Source organism: Microvirga sp. CF3016, from assembly GCF_036314085.1.
Classification (GTDB): domain Bacteria; phylum Pseudomonadota; class Alphaproteobacteria; order Rhizobiales; family Beijerinckiaceae; genus Microvirga.
This window is the reverse complement of sequence record NZ_JAYGGM010000006.1, coordinates 269002-287933: the sequence shown is the minus strand read 5'-3', so window position 1 is coordinate 287933 and position 18932 is coordinate 269002. Positions and strand designations below refer to the sequence as shown.

Below are 18932 nucleotides of genomic sequence, written 5' to 3'. Positions count from 1 at the left end.
TTGTGCGGCTTCTGATGACGCAAACCGCGACTGCATCAGTGTGCTGGTCGCATCATCAATGAAGACCAGCAGCGAGCATGGTTCACTCCGATCCTCGAACCAGCGATGGTCGGAGCCGTCGATCTGCACCAACTCGCCATAGGCTTCGCGCCGCAGCCGAGGCTGATGGAAGGTGCGGCGCTGTTTGCGGGTCAACCAGAGACCGGCCTAAGCCATCCACTGGCGCAAGGTCTCGCGGGAAACCCTCAAACCGAGCCGTTCGGCCAGCTTCTCGGCGGCGAGGGGCGAGTCAAAATCTGCATAACGCTCCCGAATGATCGCCAAGGCATAATCCCGCACGCCGCTGATGCGATTGTTCGAGGGCCGGCTGCGCGCCTTGTGCCGGATGGCGGCAGCGCGTCGGCTTGCAACCGCTCCAGCAGTCGGCGGACCGGCCGGGGCTCAGCGCCAGGACATGGGCCATCGCAACGATCGTCATGCGGCGCTCGACAACCTTCGACAGAATCTCGATCCGCTGCAGGTCGCGCTCGCTCATCGCAATCAGTCCCATCCGCCTTCTCCCGCATCGTCCAGGAGCGGGCAGTGTGACATTCCTACTTTGCAGGATCAGGACATTCTAACTTTGCGGCTACAGTTCGATTTCGCGTAAGTCCGTCTATGGAATGAGCAGGTGTGTCGTGGTTATGGGTGTTCTGATACTGCTATAATCCATGGACATTCCCGACCTGCCGCCTGACCTCAGCTTCAATCATCTGCCCCAAACGCCTGAAGTGATGGATTTCGCCTTCGAGGTCAAACAATCGGCTCCGGGTCCTAACATTATTGCCCGATGGGGGTGGGACGAGGTTTTTCAAAGAACCTTTCATGAGTAGCGCAGCCGCATGGTCTCGCCGGTGAGCGTATCGACGAGTGAAACTTAGAGCGCACTGCGTGATGTCGACCCGAGAGTCCTCACAAAGCGTGGCGCGCAACTAGGCCCCAGTCTGCTCCCAGGCCGGTTCAGCCCCGAGGACGCAAAAACCTCCCTTGTGCGTAAGCTCTATTCGGAGGGTGCTAGCAGCGGCGAGCCAAACCAACGCCGATCCGGGGCATGATCAGGATAATGCACGGCGTCAGCAGCATGGTGTGAACTCCATCAAACCATTATTCAGAACTAAATCTAGGTCTAGAACGATGGTTGCCACTGGCTATCGAACACCGAATAAAAGAGACGCTTCGGGCGGGCGCATAATGCGAACCAACTACCTCAGGGTACGCACTCGGCCACATAGAAAGCTCCAGGACATTGCGAGCTTTGACGGCAACAGGGATTGCTGCCCGTGATCTCTCTGTTTGTTCCAGAGCAATGTACGTAGAGGTAGCGAGTATCTGTTACTTTTCGGCATTCAGATTTTCCCTGAACTATACTCCCCGTACCGGTCGGTCGTGCACACCAATTTGGTCGGTTATCCATTCCCAGGTCACCGCACGTTTGAATGTCTTGGGAAAATGCGACACTGCAAATCGAGATGCTAGCTATGACCGTGAAAGCACGAAGCAAAATCATGGGAACCCCCATAAGGATGTGCCCGCTCAGGGACGCCGCTCCTCAGTAAGAAGCATTAACAATCCTTAGTTTGTCATAATAACGAATGTCCATCTGGATGTAAATCGAGCGATGCGATCCTAAAGTATAGGCTTTCATATGCAGTCACGTTTCTATCCTCGGAAAGCTCTACCCCCAAAGATTTGCTGACAGCAGTAGAAACAGAGAATTAGTTTACTCTCAAACAAGGTTGCGCCTTTTCGAGTTGGGAACGACGACGCTACACTGTGTCACGGCCCTAGCTATACTTTTGGTTACCAGTGTCTGCCATGCGGCAGATTTCCGTACCTATACTTTCAACACAGAATCCGACGATGATAAAAATCATTCCAAGGTGGCTAAAGCCATCACATAGGCGTCCGGTGTCCAGATCTGGGCTCTTCAGGAAGTTGAGAGCGAGGAAGCTCCGCGCACCTACTTTGACGGCGTCAGAGGAACAACTTCAGAGCCATGGCGCAATGTAATCAGTGAAAGCGAAGTATTGGGCGTTTCAAACGATATCGGTTGCAGCTTTATTTTAGCGTTTCTCCTCTGACTGATGGGGGGTGGCTTGAGCCGGAGCAAGGGAACAGAATTAACGCGGCGCACAGTTCTTGCCGGAATTGGCGCCACAATTGTTGACACTGCGCTTGCGGGGACCGGGCTAACCGTTGCGTCAACCGAGGACGGTGGTTTTAGCGTACGGCTGGATTTTTATGAATCCTGGAAGGTCGGCTACGCTGAGGTAGAGCGGGGTTGGGGACATGGCGCAACCGTAACATGTAGCGTACCCCCGTCATCGCCTGGTGTCGTGATCCGCGGTAACTTGCTGGGAAAGCGAGCCGAGCTCAATCTTTCCTTTTCGGCTGTTCACGGAACGTGGACATGCCGTTGTCATCTCACTTTGGATGGGCTTGGTACCATCCGAACGGTGGTTCCATTTCCCTTCGCGCAACCGTCATCCTCGATTGTTTCAATTCCGGTGGCCGGAGTTCCCTGGAGCCGGGCGGCCAGACTTCCTTCCGGGATCACGATTGTGCATCCGCGATTCGAGCTGGAGCACCATCTCAAGCCGACCCTTGCGGGACATTTTCGCTTCAAATGCTTGCGCGGGTTCACGGCCCGAGGTCCTCTGCAATTGCTACCTGGGACAGTTGGGCCGCTGGCGCGTTTGACCTTTGGTCCAACAGATTCAATCGGTTTAATGAAAGGGTTGTGTCTGCACGCGGATCAGATGTTCGCCGAATTCCCGATCGCGCCGCCCAACTACCTTCGGCTTCACGGCGAAGGAACCCTGCAGGTTGGCTCGACTAGGTTCGCGGCGGATGCGAGTAGCTCAATCCGTTTCTTCCGGCACCCGTCTCGGGGCATGTGTTGGGCGACAGACTGGCGCCTACCGGACCGGGAACAGATGATCGAAACCCCGCAGGCGCGCGTTAACGTGATTGGTACTGGAACATCGGACATTGATGCAGAAGGTACCTTCCACAAGCTCTACCGGTTTTCCGCAACGGCCCAACTTGGCCATCTTGCGCTGCGCCTCCCAATCTCTGGCAAGGGTGGAGGCTACGCTGATCTGGGCAGGCTTGATTTCAAGCCTGGTAGCACCCCGGTGGCCTTTGCATTCGGTGGATTTAGTGGGCCGGCATTGCGGAGCCGGATAACGCTCGACTCCGGCGACGCCAACCACGTTCGAATCCAGCTCGATGGTGCAAGGCTTTACGTTGCGCGTGAAGCCGATATGTTTCACGGCAAGTTTCACTTTTCGGGCTTGGCACTAACCCTCGGGCGGAACGGTCAGGTGCTTGTCCAGTCAACGTCTAATCCCGACGAACGTCCGCTGTTGCGCGTTGACCTGCCTTCGCAGCACATTAAGGAGCAGGCCTTCTTCAAGCAACTGCCAGTATTGCCGGGCAGGGAGCTGGTCGCAACGGAGTTGCCGAAGCTCTTCGACTTGGAGCCACGCAAGGAGCTGCAGAAGGCACTCAGAAAAAATGATCCGGACTTTGATAGGTTCGCAACGCGCTATGAAAAAGCATACTCGGAGTACAGCAATACCGAACTTCCAGTTCCCGCGGAGGCAACTAAACAACTTGAAATGATTTATGCGGGTCGAGAGGGACTCTTCTCCCTCCGGAGCCGCCGTGTGGCGAACGAACTGGCCTACAAAATCCGCAGCGAGCAGGGCATCAAGCTCGAGGATGTCAAGCTTGGTCTCGGTCCCATCCTCGTTGCAGATATCTTGCGGCGACACAAGCCCGATCCCCAGCAGCCCTGGCAAAGTCCGCTCGCGCAGGAAGCGTTCCAGGAGTTGCTGGCAGAGGCGGAGAAACGCAGCGAAGATCATTCCATTATTCAGAAGGACTACCGCGAACGAAACCCAGGTGCCACAACACGTTTCTATGCCGCCGCCTGGCTTGACAAGTGGCCCGAAGAATATCCTTCTTTGCCTGCCGTCCGGCCAGACGCTCCGAAGCCCACACGCGATGAACTATCGGCGATGCTGGTTGTTATCAAGCGTGACACGCCCCCGCTACCGGATGGGAGCCAGCAGGCCCTCAGTGATGCATATAAGGACGAGCCTCCCAACGCATTGCCGGTGAAGCGGAAGGCGGCCGGATCCACGCGCCTTGTCTTTGATCTCAGCGCGACGAACAAGGCAAAGCCTGGCGGAAAGCCGCCAACTAGCTGGCACTATTCTCTCGAGACATTGCTGGCCTGGGATCGTTACGAGCTAAAAGTCACGCAACGGGCAATGCGCTTCGACGTCGACTCCGACTCATCAAATACGCAGAAGCTGATCGATGGGCTCAAATCGCAGGGTATTAATCCGACCACCACGATCGACGCGCGCTTTATCGATATCGTAGCTCAAGCCAGCCGCAAGCCCGACGAATTTGATACCCGGATCGAATTACCTGCAAGACTTTATCTTTCGCCCGCCAGCGATGCACGATTCGATCAACGCCGCGCTCCCAAGGTGGGGCAGGATCGTGTCCCGATTTGGCAGGCCGAGATGCACGAGGTGCCTGGCAAGCGCTTTTCGCTGCGCGCTGTCGGATCGCCCGACTTCGTGCCGGGAGCGTTCAACAGGACGGCTAAAGCCCCCCTCCGCGGCGTCTACGATTTCCGGTCCACGCTGGATGGTTTCGACAGACATCAACTCGTTGGGTTAAGCAGCGTCTACGGTCTGCCCGTGATTGCGAGGCAATCGCCAACGGACGGGCTCGAGCAGACCAGCCAGGTTCTGCCCCCGGACGGATACAAGCTCGCCGATGTCATGGACAGCGACAAGGACGGCCAGGCTCTGTATGTGCCTCGGCCACTGGCGCATCGGTTTCTTTCGCTTTCACCAATTGGTGCCAGCCTCGATCTACAGGCGGTTTTCGTTCCGCCCGCATCGCTTCGTGACCAGCAAACGAAAAACTTATTTGACGCCTTCAGCGTAGAGCGCTGGCGGAGCCTGATATCCTTTGGCCGGGATGTTACGACCGAGGTTGTCTACAAAGGCTTCCTCTACCCGATTGGCTTTCGCGCCACCCTGGTCAAGGTTACCGAGCGTGTTTTCGGTCCCTGGACTGATCAGCGACGCTTTCCGGTCGCGTTCCTGAGGCAACGTCTCTTCATTCAGATATCAAATCCGACGAAGAAGTTCCCTGCGGTCAATCAGCCCTATGACAGCCGGGGCTGGCCCGCACAGTCGATGACACTAGACATGGATCATACGCCCGATCTACTAGATCCAGTCGGTAGGGGCGACCGCCGATCCACGGATCAAGCGTGGACGGAACAGGGCAGTGGTCGTCTGGATCATGCGCTGCGGGTCGGACTCGTCTTCTGGCCGCGCACGAGTCCGGGTGAGGCCGGCAATATTCAGTTTCGGATGAAAGTCGATGAGCGGCCGGAACCAGTCTCTATGCCGCTCATCTTCATCGACAACGAGGCGGCGCACGACCCGGCCACGATGCGCACATTGCGCAACTATTATAACGACGACGCCCAGGTCGCTCCAAGACTGAAGCTGCTCCAGCATAACGGGGTGCGTCGGCGCTATGCAGCGGAGGAGAAGCCGGGTGATACCACCTTCGAAACGCTCGAATGGAGGGTAGGGGCTGATTGCCGCGAGGAGAGAGAGCTAGGGGGCGCGGACCCGGACGACAGTCAATTTCTGATGGATTCACCGATGGAAAGCGTCGATCAGCCGCCGGTTTATCCGCGTCTCCGAAGCGCCCTCGTTCGCCACGATTCTTCCGCGCGCTTCAGCGGCAACGCGCAACCACCCACCGAGGTGTTCTTTTACAATCAATATCTGAAGCGCGGATTTTTAGATCGTCGGCCCGGTGACAAGCCCGATCCTGATTCAACGAAGCAGACGTTTTTTATCGTAGCAAGCCGGGACGCGCCGGCGCTTGAGATGGGCAGCAACGGTGACCGGTCCGGGGGCGTTGGACGTCCGAATGCGCCCATTCGCGCGATTGGCCGCGACGGGCCCATCGGAGGTGGGAGGCCGGACGGACCTCCGGATTCCGCAACGGCGGCACCGCCAAAGTTCGACGAAAACTTCTTCCAGTCCGATGCACGGGTCCTCGGCATTGTCAGCCTGAACGACCTGGTCATGAACGCTGTGGCCGATTCGCGGGTGCCGCCGTTGCTGAAGGATACTTTCGAGGTCGCATGTGAGGCGGTACAAATCGGTGCCGGAGCTGCGAGTAGAGAGCTGATCCGCATCAAAACGAAGATCGAAGAATTACCCGCGCCATTCGCGGATGCTTACTCAGGGCTCCGCAAGTCTCTACAGCAGGAGATCGATGCGTTAGCTCCAATATCCAACGCGTGTAGCCCATCAGATATTGCGCGGGCGGTAGCAACCACGCGCAATCTTATCGGCGAAGTGGACCGTCTGTCCGCCGCTCCTTTGGCGCCTTTGACAAGTATTGTGGACGGGACCCTGAGACGCACCGAGCAAGACCTGTGGGCGGGGATATCCGGGTCAATCGAGGGCCCACTGCAGCAAATCGCCGGCAGCATTCGGCTTGACACCATCTCGGACCTGTTGCTGCCGATCGGCAGGGCGATGGCAGCCGTGGACCGGCTGGAAAAGCTCGTGGCCATTCAGCCGGATATTGCCGCTATCTTTGACAGGGCAACGGCGGCGGCGTTCGCATCAACTCCGCCGCCTACACTACAGGGGTTCCGGAAACTCTGGGTCGCTCAAGCGGCTCTCGAGTTGAATGTCCTGCGCAGTCAACAATCGCCGGAAATCGTTGCCGAGATCGTCCTACTTGATGGTGTTCTTGCCACCTTCAGCAATACCGACCCTCCCGACGTCTTGGTGCGGCTCTATGCTAGCGCCGTGGCCGTCATCTCTGCGCCCCAGGCGGCGTGGATCGATATCCTGGCAACGCAGCTGCTGGGGCAACCCTTCAAGGACGAGTTGTTGTTTTGGTGGGGCCGAACTTTCCTGCCAAAATGTACCGAGCTCGTAGACGGCGCCAAAGCGCTGCGTCTAGCACTGGTAGCAAAAGAATTCGACCCCAGCGCTTGTAAGAACGTTGACCTTTGCGTTGCCGGAAAGAACCCGCCGGGCGGCGGAACGGATGGTCTCTGCCTATTGTTGTGGCGGCTTTGTCAAGATCTGCCGACATTATCGCAGCAGTCGACCGAACTCGCCAAGGCTTATGCGGCGCTTGCCGTAGCCACTGTTGGGCTCGTAGACGTGGAGGATGTTGCGCGGTCCAAATGCAGCAACCCAGCGGATTTGGATCAAATCAGGCGTGACCTCACGCGCGGCTTGCATCGTCTGGTTGCTGCACGAGATGAATTCGTCGCGAGATTGTTGACATGGGCAGAGGCCCTGGGCGGTGCGGCTTTCGACCGTCTTGCTCAAGACGCGGTGGAGCGCGTAGGTGCTGCTGCTGCTAAGGCACTTGGCATTCTGGCGCCGAACGCGGGAGATCTGCTAGGCCTCGTTGACCAGCTAAAGCCATTGGTGGGTGAGGCGACCGCGAAGGAGATCCAGCAAAAAATCGATGCCACGGTCGACCGCTGGCGTGCTCAGGTCAGCGCGTTCACAGGTGTTGCGAACAGGGACGATCTGCGAAACGCGGCAGACCAACTCAAGACTGCGATTGCAGGTCTTGCCGCCCAGGCGGTGTTGGATGCGGAAAACGCGCTGACGGTAGCCATGCTTCGTTCATCACTTCCCGCGGTTGCAGCCGGCGAGGATGTGATTACGCGGGTGCTCGCGGCACTCGACAGCGGATACCCGATCCTACTGGCAAGCCGGGATGCGCTGAGGACCACGGTCGATGACTTGCAGCAGCAGCTTGAAAATACCCTGGGAATAAAGCTCACCGGCGGACGGCTGAGAGATGCCGTCAATGTGGATGTCGACCCGGCGTTGCGAACCGTCTGTACGGGCGGCGACGTCGAGACGGAAGGACTGAAGCAGGAAGCTGCGACAGTTCACTGTCTGAAGCAACTCGGAGCGGGCGCAAGCCGGCTGGATACTGTGCTGAACCTGTTGCGAGTTTGGAGCGAGAAGGATCCTGCATTTGTCCGTCTCATCTCCGGACTGTCTTCCCGCGCCAAGCAGGTTCTTTCGTTGCCACCCCAGTTGCAGATCGTCGACGTGGACGAACTGCGCCAGAATCTGCATGAGCTGCTGGACGACGTTATTCCAACCAAGCGTCATCTCGCCTACAGTTGGGACCTGCCCCTGAACGTGGGCAGGAGTATCCCCATTGGGGCCGGTGGGTTTGCAAAGTTCATTCTTCCGGACAAGTTGACGCTCTCCGCAGCAACCGACATCGACCTTCGGCAACTCGATAAGGCGCCTACTTTTGATGTCTCAGGGCGTTTGGGTAGCTTCGCCATCGATATCATTTCCGGAGCCGTGAAACTTCATTTCAAGCCGTTTGAGTTCCATAGTGGCAGCGGTCGTAGTTCGCATTTCTCGGCGGACCTTGACCACGTAGAAATCGGGGCGATGCTGGCGTTTCTCACCATTCTTGCTGCCTATTTTCAGGCGCAGAGCGGGGAAACGCCCACCGATGACGGTGGCGTGGCGCTTTTGAACGGCCCTTATGTGATTCCGCGCGCTGAGGGGCCCGGTATCAAGGCCGGTTACCGATTGGCGCTCGGTGCCGCCCAAATCGGAACGCTCTCCATCCTTGGCATGAACTTCGACGCACATTGCGAGATGCCGTTCGACGGTGCCAAGGGTGCAGTGAGGATCAGCCTTGCGTCGCCGGAGGCGCCATTTCTGATTACGTGTGCGCCGTATGGCGGCCGTGGCCACTTTCTGTTGGAGAGCGGCCCTAGCGATAAGGGCGTGAGATTCGATATCGGTTTCCAATGGGGGGGCGCAGCGGCCATCTCGTTTGGACCGCTTCAAGGCCAAGCCTTCATAATGATCGGCTTCCGAATGGCGAACCAGCCAACCGGATTTGAATTCAGCGGGTTCTTCATCGCTGCTTTCGAAGGCCATGTTGCCTGCTTCGGCGTAGCCGGCAGCTTCGTCGTTTCCCTGCGTTATGTAAGCAACCGTATGAAAGGCGAAGCGACCCTCAGCTTCGAGTTTTCGTGTGGTCCCACAAAGATCGAGTATCGCGTGAGCGTCGGCCACAATGCCGGTGGGAGCATAGGTGACCAAGCCTGGCTTGACGCGGCACCGGGGGAACCGCGCGTCATGTTCGCCGGGGGCCATGTGCCCTCAGCTGTTGCCGCGTCGTGCGTCCCCGCGTTGCTGGAAGACTGGCACGGCTACAGGAAACGTTACGATTTTAGCATTCGCGCAGCGGGTAGGAGACAACGCCGATGACGGGACCGGTTCTTCGGCTGATAGCTAATGGACTGGAAACGTCGCGCAGGGCCCGGGCGGTGCTGCTACTCTTTCCGGATAAGAATTCGTCGCAGGATTGGGGCTTTTACGACTGGCCGGAGAAGGCTCATGAACTGATCAAAAATCTTCTCCGTCACGGCGATAACGAGAGAGGCGACTCGAAGTGCGCGACAGTCAGCCTCGAATGGAAGAACGGTTCCAAAATAACAGGACATCTGCGCGATCCCTTCGAGTATCCCGTGCCTGTGAACAAGGTCAACGACTTCTGGCACCGCGCACTGGGAGGTTCGACAAAGGCAGCGGAGGACATGCTCAACGCCTGGGCTTACCGAGGCGTAAGTGGGGCCGTGCGGCCGCGCCGTGCGGCCCTGCCGCTTCCGATTGCCGAGGCAGGACTGCTATTGCCGCTCGAACGCGCCCGCACCGCTTTGGGGGGAATAGCTCCGGAAAACAGCCTACTGCGCACGCGGAATGCCATGCGGCCGTCCGCTAGTTCGCTGAGCGCAATAGGACGGCCTTGGCTCGGACAGCCAGATGCCTTAGTTCGATTCGCTTCCGCCGACCCAACCGTTCTTGACGACGGTCCACGGCAGATTCTGTTTGGTCCCCCTGACGTTGGCGAATGGCTTCACGATCGGGAAATGGGTTTGGATCTGAAAAATCATCCCTATTCCGCCGATTTGCGGCCAGATGACATTGCGCGCAGCGCACTTGGCCATGACGGCGAGGATCTGCTTTGGTTATTTGATCGCATGCATGCGTTTCACTACGCGGCGTTGAACGGAATCAGGCGTGCGGCTGATACGCCGGCGCGGGCAGACGACAAGGACTCGCCGGCGGCAGATCGGCGATTGCAGCAATTGTGGTCCTCACCCGGGCTGATGCGGCTGTTCGGCTTTGCGCGGGATGTCTATATCGATTTGGAACAACCTTTCGGAGATGGCCTCGGTCGCTTTACTCAGATCGACTTCCCGGACCACCGCGAAAGTGAAAAATATCGTATCCAGAAAACGGCCTTTGACCTCAACAAGTCGAGTGGCCTGTTCTACCCGCCGTCAAAGGCTGCCTACAAACATGGGAACGACCCATTATTCCGATATGGCGTTCGCCGATTGGGAGGAAAGAAAGACGATGGCAGCTTCCGCTATTCAATGATCTCAATCGAGCCGGTCGCCTCCGCTGACGAGGACATACAGGCCAGTGCCAATGGCAGAAAAGCCCGAGCCACGACTGGACCTCTTGCGCTGGTCCGTTGCAATCCTGAATCCGAAAATCATGTGCGCGATGAGGATACGGAATATGCCGAGGACCTTTCGGCTCCCGCTCCGGACCGGCTCGATATCGGCATCGACACCGAGGACGGCGGGATTCACTGGCACAGCGCCTCACCCCGCACCATCCGGCACGGCGATCCCAAACAAAGGGGCAAAGCTGATGAGAGTTGGCCACAGAAGGTCATCGACGCGTTGACGCCGAACTGGTTGCCAGCGTGGGAGCGGGATTCGCATGGCCTCGTCTCTGCGACGTTTCGTCAGAAGAATGAAAGCGCAGGTCTTCAGTCTGTCGAGTGTTTCGACCCGCGAGTGGCAACATATAGCGGCGAGGCAATCGGTGCACGATCGAACTCGATTGACGTGGCGGGCAGGATGCCGCGTTGGGGTGCACGACCAGTAGTCTTGGACTCGGATCAGGATCTGATCATCGACCAACATATCGGAGTATCCACGGAGCCGCGTGCGGCCCTCGCGTTGCGCCGACTCGGCTGGCGTTATCATTTTGGGATTAGACGAGCTTATCTGGGTGGTGCCGGACCAACGCTCGAACGTGCTCGAATTGTCTATGAAGAGGACCCTGAAGCCCCGTACCCGCCAGCCGCCACGGGTGGTGGAGGCTTTCGTTACCTGCGCCACGACGCGATAGCAAAACCGATTGTTATGCTGGCACCGGACGTGCCTCGCCCGCCTGCCGCGCATGCACAGTTGCAGACTGGTTCGCAGATGGTGTTGATCAGCCGTAAGTCTTCCGCAGGCGGCGCTGCGATCAGCCGCACCACGCGCATACTAGTCGCGCCGTCGGTCGAGCCCGAATTCGCTGCAATGCATGAAGTATTCGACGAACTAGCGGAACCATCGGCTGCTGACGGTGAAGTCCTTGTTGCTATGCCGGACCCGGATAGAAAACAGAGGATGCAGCCGCTGGCGATCCATGCACCTCGACAGGGGCTGCCTAACGCCTGGTTGAACTATGAGGATCCGCCGCCCGGACACGATGTACGCGGGCAGCACCGCTTTCGACTCGGTGCGGGCGAGAAGCGGCCGACGCCCTATTATCCTGACCCGGCTGCCTGCTACATGGTGCTGCGGCTGTTGCATCCGGAGCGTCCGGATACATGGTTGAGCCCGCCCTTGGTGGTTAGGATTCGGGGCGATGCTGCCGGCGAGAAGAGTTTCCGCTGGCCCGATCTGCTGCCGGTTCGCGTCGATTTGCGCGCCGCGAATGGAGCGAAAGACGAAGGTCTCCAGCTTTCCGGAGGAAAAATCATCAGCGAGGGCGGACTGTTGTTTAGACGCGTGACCGTTTCACTGCGGCCTGGGGAAAGCGCGGTCTTGAAGACCTGGCTGGCTCCCAGCGCGGACGATTTGCTCGCCTGGTTCGACGTGGTTGAGCGATCGGCGCAACTCTGCGAGTCGGAAGGACAGGCTTGCGAATGCCCGCCTGGCCTCGCATGTGCAACCGGTCGTCAATCACTACTTGGCGATACCAGCGGGCCGCTGGGCAGTGATGAAGATGAACATCGGCGGCTGGCGACCCTTTACCACCAGCGCTTGCTCGAAGAACCCAATTACCTGTTTGCAGACGTCGCCGACATCAACATCGTTCATGTTACTGACGTGCCATGGGCCGCGGCGAAGTTTATCAGCACGCCCATTGTTGCGCGGCCACTCACGCTCGAGAAGGATGCGTTGACGGCTTACCTCGCGACGGCAGGTTCCGCAGCTGATTGGGGAGCATCCAAGGCGGAAGACGGAGCAACAGCCGTGATTCTCGGTGGGACCATCGAGTTCGACCAAGCGACCACATCGGGACTGGTTGTCGAAGCCTCGATGGTGCGACCCGGCGACCAGGTGCTTGAACCTGCGCCGCTGGCGGTACCGCCACAATTCGTGCCGAACGAGGTCAAGAAAATAGATGCGCCCAATGGCGTGCTGAACTTTGGCCATAAGGTGTGGAGCGAAGTCCTTCGCATTCAAAGTATTCCGCTTCCCGCAGACGGTCGCTCCGGGCCTCGCCGATACCAGCTCGAAGAGTTGCTGTTGGGCCGGATTGCAGATATGCAGCAAGCGGCCATCCAGTATGGTGCTCCGTTGCAGCACGGTCAGGCTCGGCAAGCGACCTTCCGCGTTGTGCCGGTGGCGCGCCACACCTCCATGATTTCAAGAAAGCCGATTCCGATTCCTGAGCAGTTTCTGAACGAGGCGTCGGCTCCGGTCTGGATCCCCGCCACGATCCGACCGGCGGCACCCGATGTAAAGGAGCTGGTTCCTGTTTTCCATTGGGACGACTCTTCCACAGTACATCAAGCTGCGGGCAGGTTCTCACGGACGCGTAAAACCGGATTGCGTTTGGTCCTGCGACGCCCATGGTTCAGCACTGGGGAGGGCGAGCGCGTCGGCGTTGTTTTTTGGCCGCCCCCAGTCCTCAATTTGCCATTGATAAAGAATCAGCCGCCTTTCAATGAAATCGAGGTGCCGCAAGCCGCCGCCCTCAGCCTTTTGACGGAAGAGGACCTCGATCCATTCGGCCGTTTCGTTTCGGTGTGGGGCAGCGATCCAATAAAGCGCGAACCGCAGCAAACGATTGACCGCCATCGCTTCCTATCGTGGAACGATCTGAGGCTTCCAGAGGAGGCGATGATGCATCCGCGGGTGCTCATGCCAATTCCTGGGGCTATCCCGGGGCAGAACAAGGAAATATTCGTTGAGGTTTCGGTCGTGAGTTTTCCGCTCACTTTCATCGACCATGAGCGGGATGCCTATGTCGATATCGATCTTACTCCGGTGAAAGGAGTGGCGGAAGCCGTTGTGAGGTTAGGTGTCGTTCGCATGCAACTTAACGCGCGTCAGGATACCCCACCATCACAACGCATCGATCGTTCAGGAATTCGCTGCTCGCCACCAATTCCAGTTCAGTCACAGCTTCTCCCTGAGCGCAAATTGTCAGTGAGTGTAACGGAGGTCAACAGCAAGCAAGGAGCCGATGGCGATCAGATGTCCGTTTCGGTGGTGCTTTCCGGTCCAGCGTCTCCAATTGTCGCGGAGGTGCCCGACACGAGGGTTTGCATCGAGCTCTCGGAACGTATCTCCGGTGAAGAGATTGCTGTCAGGACTGTTGGCGGCGGCCAAGCCCGAGCGGAAGGCAGCGGAAATTCCAATGACTTGTATCTCAAATACGATGGCGGAGAAGCAAATTGGGTTGCGAACTTCCTTCTGCCAGGCAAACTTGGAACACGAAACTTGGTCGCCTCGGCGCGCGAGGAAGCTCTCATGGAATTCGCCAATGAAGATGAGAAATCAGTCGATCTCCCGCGTTACTTCGGCAAGATTGAATTAAATAATCCGAAAATCGGCCAGAGGTTGACGGCTTTGGATACCGAATTGGCCGAGCGCTCATGAGGCGGTCTCACAAAGTTAACTGGAAAAGCAGAAGGCTTTGGTGAAGAAGGTGAATCGAATGCCGTTGTACCAATATGCTTGTGCCTTCGTGGCTGCTTGTGTCCTATAATCCTCGTAGTGATGTTGCTTCTCCCGGCAACGCCAGTTCGCGTTGGATTGACATCTCCCAGATTCTCGTCGTGAGAAATCCAGTCTGCCCTCCAAACCCGTGAGTCGATGACCGCACTCTTCCGCCAGCAGCGCCATCAAAGCAAGCGCCGCGGCGATATCCACTTAAGGCACAAGCGCAACCCGCATCGGTGCGCACGCCGCTCGACCGAACGTCCAAAGCGGCAGCTCAAGCCCACGCGATGCAGCATTGCCCGAGACCTTATGAACGACCGTCGACATGGACAATGCACCCGGCTCACGGATTGCCACAAATAGAAACCGGAGCGCTCTTTGGTCCTGTAGGCGTTCCGTCGCCGGATTATACGACGAGCTACGACTACATAGTGCGATCGGGAGCAGCCCTCGATATCGCGTCAATCGGAAACCGGCAAGCAGCCTGCAGTGACCAATTTCTCCTTGGAAGTGGCCATTAGGCCGGACCAGTATCGGGAACAGGCTCAAAAGGCTCGAAAGCCTATTTTAGGAGGACTTCTTTTCAGAGAGCAGACCACTTTCCGATCGCTAACAGATCGGACCGGGAATGAGGATCAACATCGCTTTTGCTATAAGTTTTCCGCGGCACACCCCCGCCTGGAGCTTGTTCATCGAGGAAACGTTTAGACGCGGTTGGCTCATAAAAGACTTGAACAGATCTTTTTGTCAGAGCCCAATTGTGCTATATACTTCCAGAACGTTTCTGTTGCCTCATCGGAGGACTTCATGCCGAAACGCCAGCCTAGCACTCTGACGATTGCAGTTGTCGCCGCGTTTCTTACATCACCCGCGCTTGCGGGGCTTACATGTAATTATAATGGCAAAGATTCGACGGCTATCGTCAAGAATGAAAAGAAATTTCAGAAGACATGCACGTTTGAGTGTGAATTCAATACAGAAACTGCAAGTACTCATATTAATAGAGGCAGTTCAGGACTTAACCCCGGTGAAAGCCATTCCCAGAAGGGAATATCAAGCGCAAATATAACGGGCTTAAAAGCGAAGAGTAACGACTGTGATCCATGACGTCAGGTCCCCTCAGGGCGCGGGGCTGGAATGCTTTATTGGGACAACTGCTCTGCTCATTTCTGAAATCGGCGCCTAGGTGACCGGACCCTAGCAGGATCGGCTGGCGCCGGGAGGCAGCGAGATATGGTCAATTGACAGCGCCTATCTGGCGGGCGCGATTGAAGCCGCACGACGCGTCGTCGCCGAAACGCTGCAGAGGTGAGGGTTCTCGCGGGTTAACACAGGAAGAACGGTTCAGCGGGGGCAGAAGCCGTTTATTCACTGTCGATACTCCTTGGAACGGGAAGGTTTCGCCTACGCATTGTATAGGGCGGATCAAATTCGCCCGACCATCGGAATGTCTCCTGTGGGTCAGGCAGCGACGATCTTCTACCGTTCTGGAGCGTCCGATTTTCAGATCCTAAGCCGACCTTCGACACGCTCATGTCTCCTATCGGCCACGCGACTTCCGTTAGTAGATTGGTTGAGGCAAGGTCCGCCGCTGTCCAATGATTCAGCTTGCCCAAGCCAGACTCAGAATTGACCGGGGGTACTGGATCGCACCTGCTATACTGCCACGAGTACGGGCATGAAGTGCAGGCAACCTCCACCGTTCAAGTACGGGAAGCGCGGAAGAATGAGATTTCTGCGCGCTTCTTCGCGATCTGATCAGACTTCGGGTCGTTGACGTAGAGGGCGCTACTGGATACCGCCGGGATTACCTGGATCGCCAGACCGTTGCACGCCATCACTCATGCTCGCCTCCCCATGACGAACCGACACAGCAGATCGCGCTGACCTTGCCTTCAGCAATACCCTGCTTGGCCACGCCGCAGTCCTCTCAGATGCTCATATGCAAATTCCAGCGATGGCTGGTCACGCCGACTCTCCCCCGATCGTTGGCGGTTGCGACGGCAGACGCGGGCCTACCTCCACTGTCGATGCGCCCTGTAGCGCCTGCAGTTGGGCCAGCTTGCTGCCGAAGGTGCGGATCGAGTCGATCAGCTCGCTGCGGCGGCGCAGCTCGCTCTCGTTGACCGCGTTGCCGTCCTGCTGCAATTTATAATCGAAGCCCCAGGCGCGGCGCTCTCCTTCCTGGGCGGTCATCATCGAGCGGGCGTCGGCCTCGAAGATCGCCATCAGCTTGTGTGCCAGCGCGATGCGCTTGGTCAGGGACAGCGTCTCGGCCTTCTCGACGATGACGCCGTTCTCGTCCAGGACGTCCCGGTTGGAGACGAGCCGCATCGGCTCGCCGCGCAGCATGCGGAAGGCGTCCTGGCGCAGCTCGTAGATGTCGCTCCACTGCCCCTGGTGCTGCAGGATCAGGGTCGCACGGTCGCATGCGACATGCACCACTCTCGCGTTTTCGGTCCCAGTGCGAGGATCGTCCTCGGTCTTCTCGCGTCGTACGACAGTCAACGCTTGGTTGACGATTGGATTTTTGATCCATCCATTGCGCTTGGCGGCATTGTCGATGGCCTTGCGGGAAACATTGTATTTCAGGGACAGCGAAGAGACGGAAGAGCCCGCAGACCATTCCTCGCCGAGCTTCTGCCATTGCTCCACTGCGAGTTTAGCCTTTGCCATTGGGTGTACCTCTCAACCTTTGCGATCGACCTTCCCAGGTCGCAGGTGCGCATATCTACTGCGACGTGCGACTGGAGCGGAAGCGGCAGATTCGGCCATGACGCGCATGAATCAGCCAACGCTGCGGGAAATGGGCGAGGCGGTAGAGCATATGATCGCCTGATCTTGAGGCAGCGGTTGTCCGTTCATGCCTTCGCCGATACCTTCGATCTTCTTCGCCACCGCGCCGGCGTCCTTTGCTCCGAGCCCATTCGCCGGACGATAGAAGAGTCTGAAGTAGATTTTTTTCTCTGCATCCCCGATTTTTTCCCTCCGATGCGGTCCCCGCTCCCCGCGTGGTTGATCCTTAATCCGACCCCCCATCCCCTTTGGCAACTTGAATATTGCTTGAGTGAGAGCATCCAAGTGGCGAGTGGGCATTCTCAGCGGAATTGACGGTTCTAAGCACCCTCTATCACTTCAATGATCTCCTCTCGGATCGTAAGCTGACCGGGACACAAATACGTTTGTGCACTCGCTCCTGACTCGATACGAACCTTCGCTTCAATGCCGCATCTGGATGGCGGCTGGCACGCTGGCTGAGCCAGATGCTGCCGATGACGAGAATGCCGCCGGCGATCTGAAGCACGGTCAGCGTCTGGTTCAGAAACAGCCAACCCAGCAGCACGGCGGTCACCGGGCTGAGCAACAACAGCGGTGAAGCCACCGACGGGTCCAGGCGCGTGACGCCCCGCAGCCAGAGAAGATAGGTCAGGGCCATGCCGATCAGGCCGAGCCACGTCAGCGCGAGCAGGTTGGCCATGGTCGGGACAGGAATGGCCGGCTCGAACATGAGAACGACCGGAACCAGAAGCAGGCCACCGGCGGTCAGTTGCCATGCCGTGAATGTCAGCAGGGGGACCGGCGGCTGCCACTTGCGGCTCAGCACCATCCCGCACGCCATGGAAGCGGCTCCGGCCAGTCCCGCCATGACGCCGATCGGGTCGAGGGCGGCACGCGGGGTCAACACCAGCAGCGCGACACCTCCGGCTCCGACCAGAGCGGCAACGATCGAGACCAGGCGGATCGGGCTGGCGAGCACGAAGTAGGCCAGGAACACCACGAGCAGCGGCTGTACGGCCCCGACCGTGGCGGCGACGCCGCCAGGAAGCCGGTAGGCCGCGATGAACAGCATGCTCAGGAAGACCGAGAAGTTCAGGGCGCCGAGCGCGAAGATCCGTGCCCACCAGATCCCGGTCGGCAGTTGCCGCACCAGCAGAAGCAGCAGCAGCCCGGCCGGCAGGGCGCGCAGCATCGCGACCGTCAGCGGCGAGTAGTTCGGCAGGAACTCGGTCGTGACGATGTAGGTGCTGCCCCAGATCGCGGGCGCGAAGGCCGTCAGCAGCAGGTCGGACGCGTGCGGTCTCATGCGAGCACCAGGACCTCGGCCAGCGGGCGGCGGGGCTTCTGCGGCCAGTTTCCGGGGGCGGCGCGGCCGACCGCGACCAGCATGACAGGCACCTCGTTCGGCCGGAGGCCGAATTCGCGCATCAGGCCTTCGGCATCGAACCCGACCATCGGCCCCGAAGCGAGGCCGAGGGCCTCGGCGGCATGGATCAGCGTCGCGGCTCCAAGCGAGGCCGATCGCACGGCCTCGTCGCGGGCCGTCCGGGGATCGGCATACTGCGCGCGGGCGCCTTCCTGCCAGCCTGCGGCCATGTCCGCCGGCATGTACCCGGCCTTCACGAAAGGCAGCAGCCGGGCCGGGATGCTTGCGTGGTCCGGCAGCACCCCGCAGACAATGAAGGTGACGGCGGCGTCCGCCACCTTGGCCTGGCCGTAGGCGAGATCGCGCAGGCGTGTCTTGGCCTCGGGGGTCCGCACGGCGACGAAGCGCCAGTTCTGGAGGTTGTAGGCGGTCGGCGCCCGGGTCGCGAGGCGGGTCAGTTGCTCGATCTCGGCGTCCGTCAGCGCATGGCCGGCGTCGAACCGGTTGGCTGACACGCGCCGCTCGATGAGGGCAATGGCAGGGTTGATCATCATTCCATCTCCGAAGGGAAGGGCGTTCGGAGATGATGATAGAAACTTGGCTGGTGGTTGATAATCCGGTATGCCGGAAAGATATTGTTCACCA

General features: G+C 58.6%; 6 protein-coding genes and 1 pseudogene. 3 read left to right on the top strand and 4 right to left on the bottom strand.

Annotated features, from left to right (window positions below):
• Positions 1-3 precede the first annotated feature (3 nt).
• A pseudogene (locus VB672_RS11495) lies at positions 4-550 on the bottom strand (helix-turn-helix domain-containing protein); the annotation flags it as partial.
• A 2425-nt stretch (positions 551-2975) separates the two neighbouring features.
• On the opposite strand from VB672_RS11495, the gene VB672_RS11490 reads away from it, so the two are divergent.
• The 3 genes from VB672_RS11490 (at position 2976) to VB672_RS11480 (ending at position 15250) form a co-directional block, all read left to right on the top strand.
• On the top strand, positions 2976-9386 hold the full coding sequence (locus VB672_RS11490; RefSeq protein ID WP_329784325.1) for a hypothetical protein: 6411 nt from the start codon (positions 2976-2978) through the stop codon (positions 9384-9386).
• A 59-nt stretch (positions 9387-9445) separates the two neighbouring features.
• Entirely contained in the window at positions 9446-14080 is a 4635-nt protein-coding gene (locus VB672_RS11485; RefSeq protein WP_329784324.1) for a hypothetical protein, read from the top strand.
• Between the two features lie 870 nt (positions 14081-14950).
• The gene (locus tag VB672_RS11480) at positions 14951-15250 is read left to right on the top strand and encodes a hypothetical protein (RefSeq protein WP_329784323.1); all 300 of its coding nucleotides are present in this window, start codon (positions 14951-14953) and stop codon (positions 15248-15250) included.
• A gap of 858 nt (positions 15251-16108) precedes the next feature.
• On the opposite strand, the gene VB672_RS11475 is transcribed toward VB672_RS11480, so the two are convergent.
• The 3 genes from VB672_RS11475 to VB672_RS11465 form a co-directional block, all read right to left on the bottom strand.
• The gene (locus tag VB672_RS11475) at positions 16109-16819 is read right to left on the bottom strand and encodes a hypothetical protein (RefSeq protein WP_329784322.1); all 711 of its coding nucleotides are present in this window, start codon (positions 16817-16819) and stop codon (positions 16109-16111) included.
• 454 nt (positions 16820-17273) lie between these two features.
• The gene (locus VB672_RS11470) at positions 17274-18227 is read right to left on the bottom strand and encodes a DMT family transporter (protein ID WP_329784321.1); all 954 of its coding nucleotides are present in this window, start codon (positions 18225-18227) and stop codon (positions 17274-17276) included.
• The gene (locus VB672_RS11465) at positions 18224-18838 is read right to left on the bottom strand and encodes a nitroreductase family protein (RefSeq protein WP_442932004.1); all 615 of its coding nucleotides are present in this window, start codon (positions 18836-18838) and stop codon (positions 18224-18226) included. The genes VB672_RS11470 and VB672_RS11465 overlap by 4 nt, the downstream gene beginning before the upstream one ends.
• Between the last annotated feature and the right edge of the window lie 94 nt (positions 18839-18932).

Excerpts from the sequence above, each read along its gene's own strand:
- VB672_RS11490 (WP_329784325.1), top strand. The coding sequence starts at position 2,976 with ATGATCGAAACCCCGCAGGCGCGCGTTAACGTGATTGGTACTGGAACA.
- VB672_RS11480 (WP_329784323.1), top strand. The coding sequence starts at position 14,951 with ATGCCGAAACGCCAGCCTAGCACTCTGACGATTGCAGTTGTCGCCGCG.
- VB672_RS11475 (WP_329784322.1), bottom strand. The coding sequence starts at position 16,819 with ATGGCAAAGGCTAAACTCGCAGTGGAGCAATGGCAGAAGCTCGGCGAG.
- VB672_RS11470 (WP_329784321.1), bottom strand. The coding sequence starts at position 18,227 with ATGAGACCGCACGCGTCCGACCTGCTGCTGACGGCCTTCGCGCCCGCG.
- VB672_RS11465 (WP_442932004.1), bottom strand. The coding sequence starts at position 18,838 with ATGATCAACCCTGCCATTGCCCTCATCGAGCGGCGCGTGTCAGCCAAC.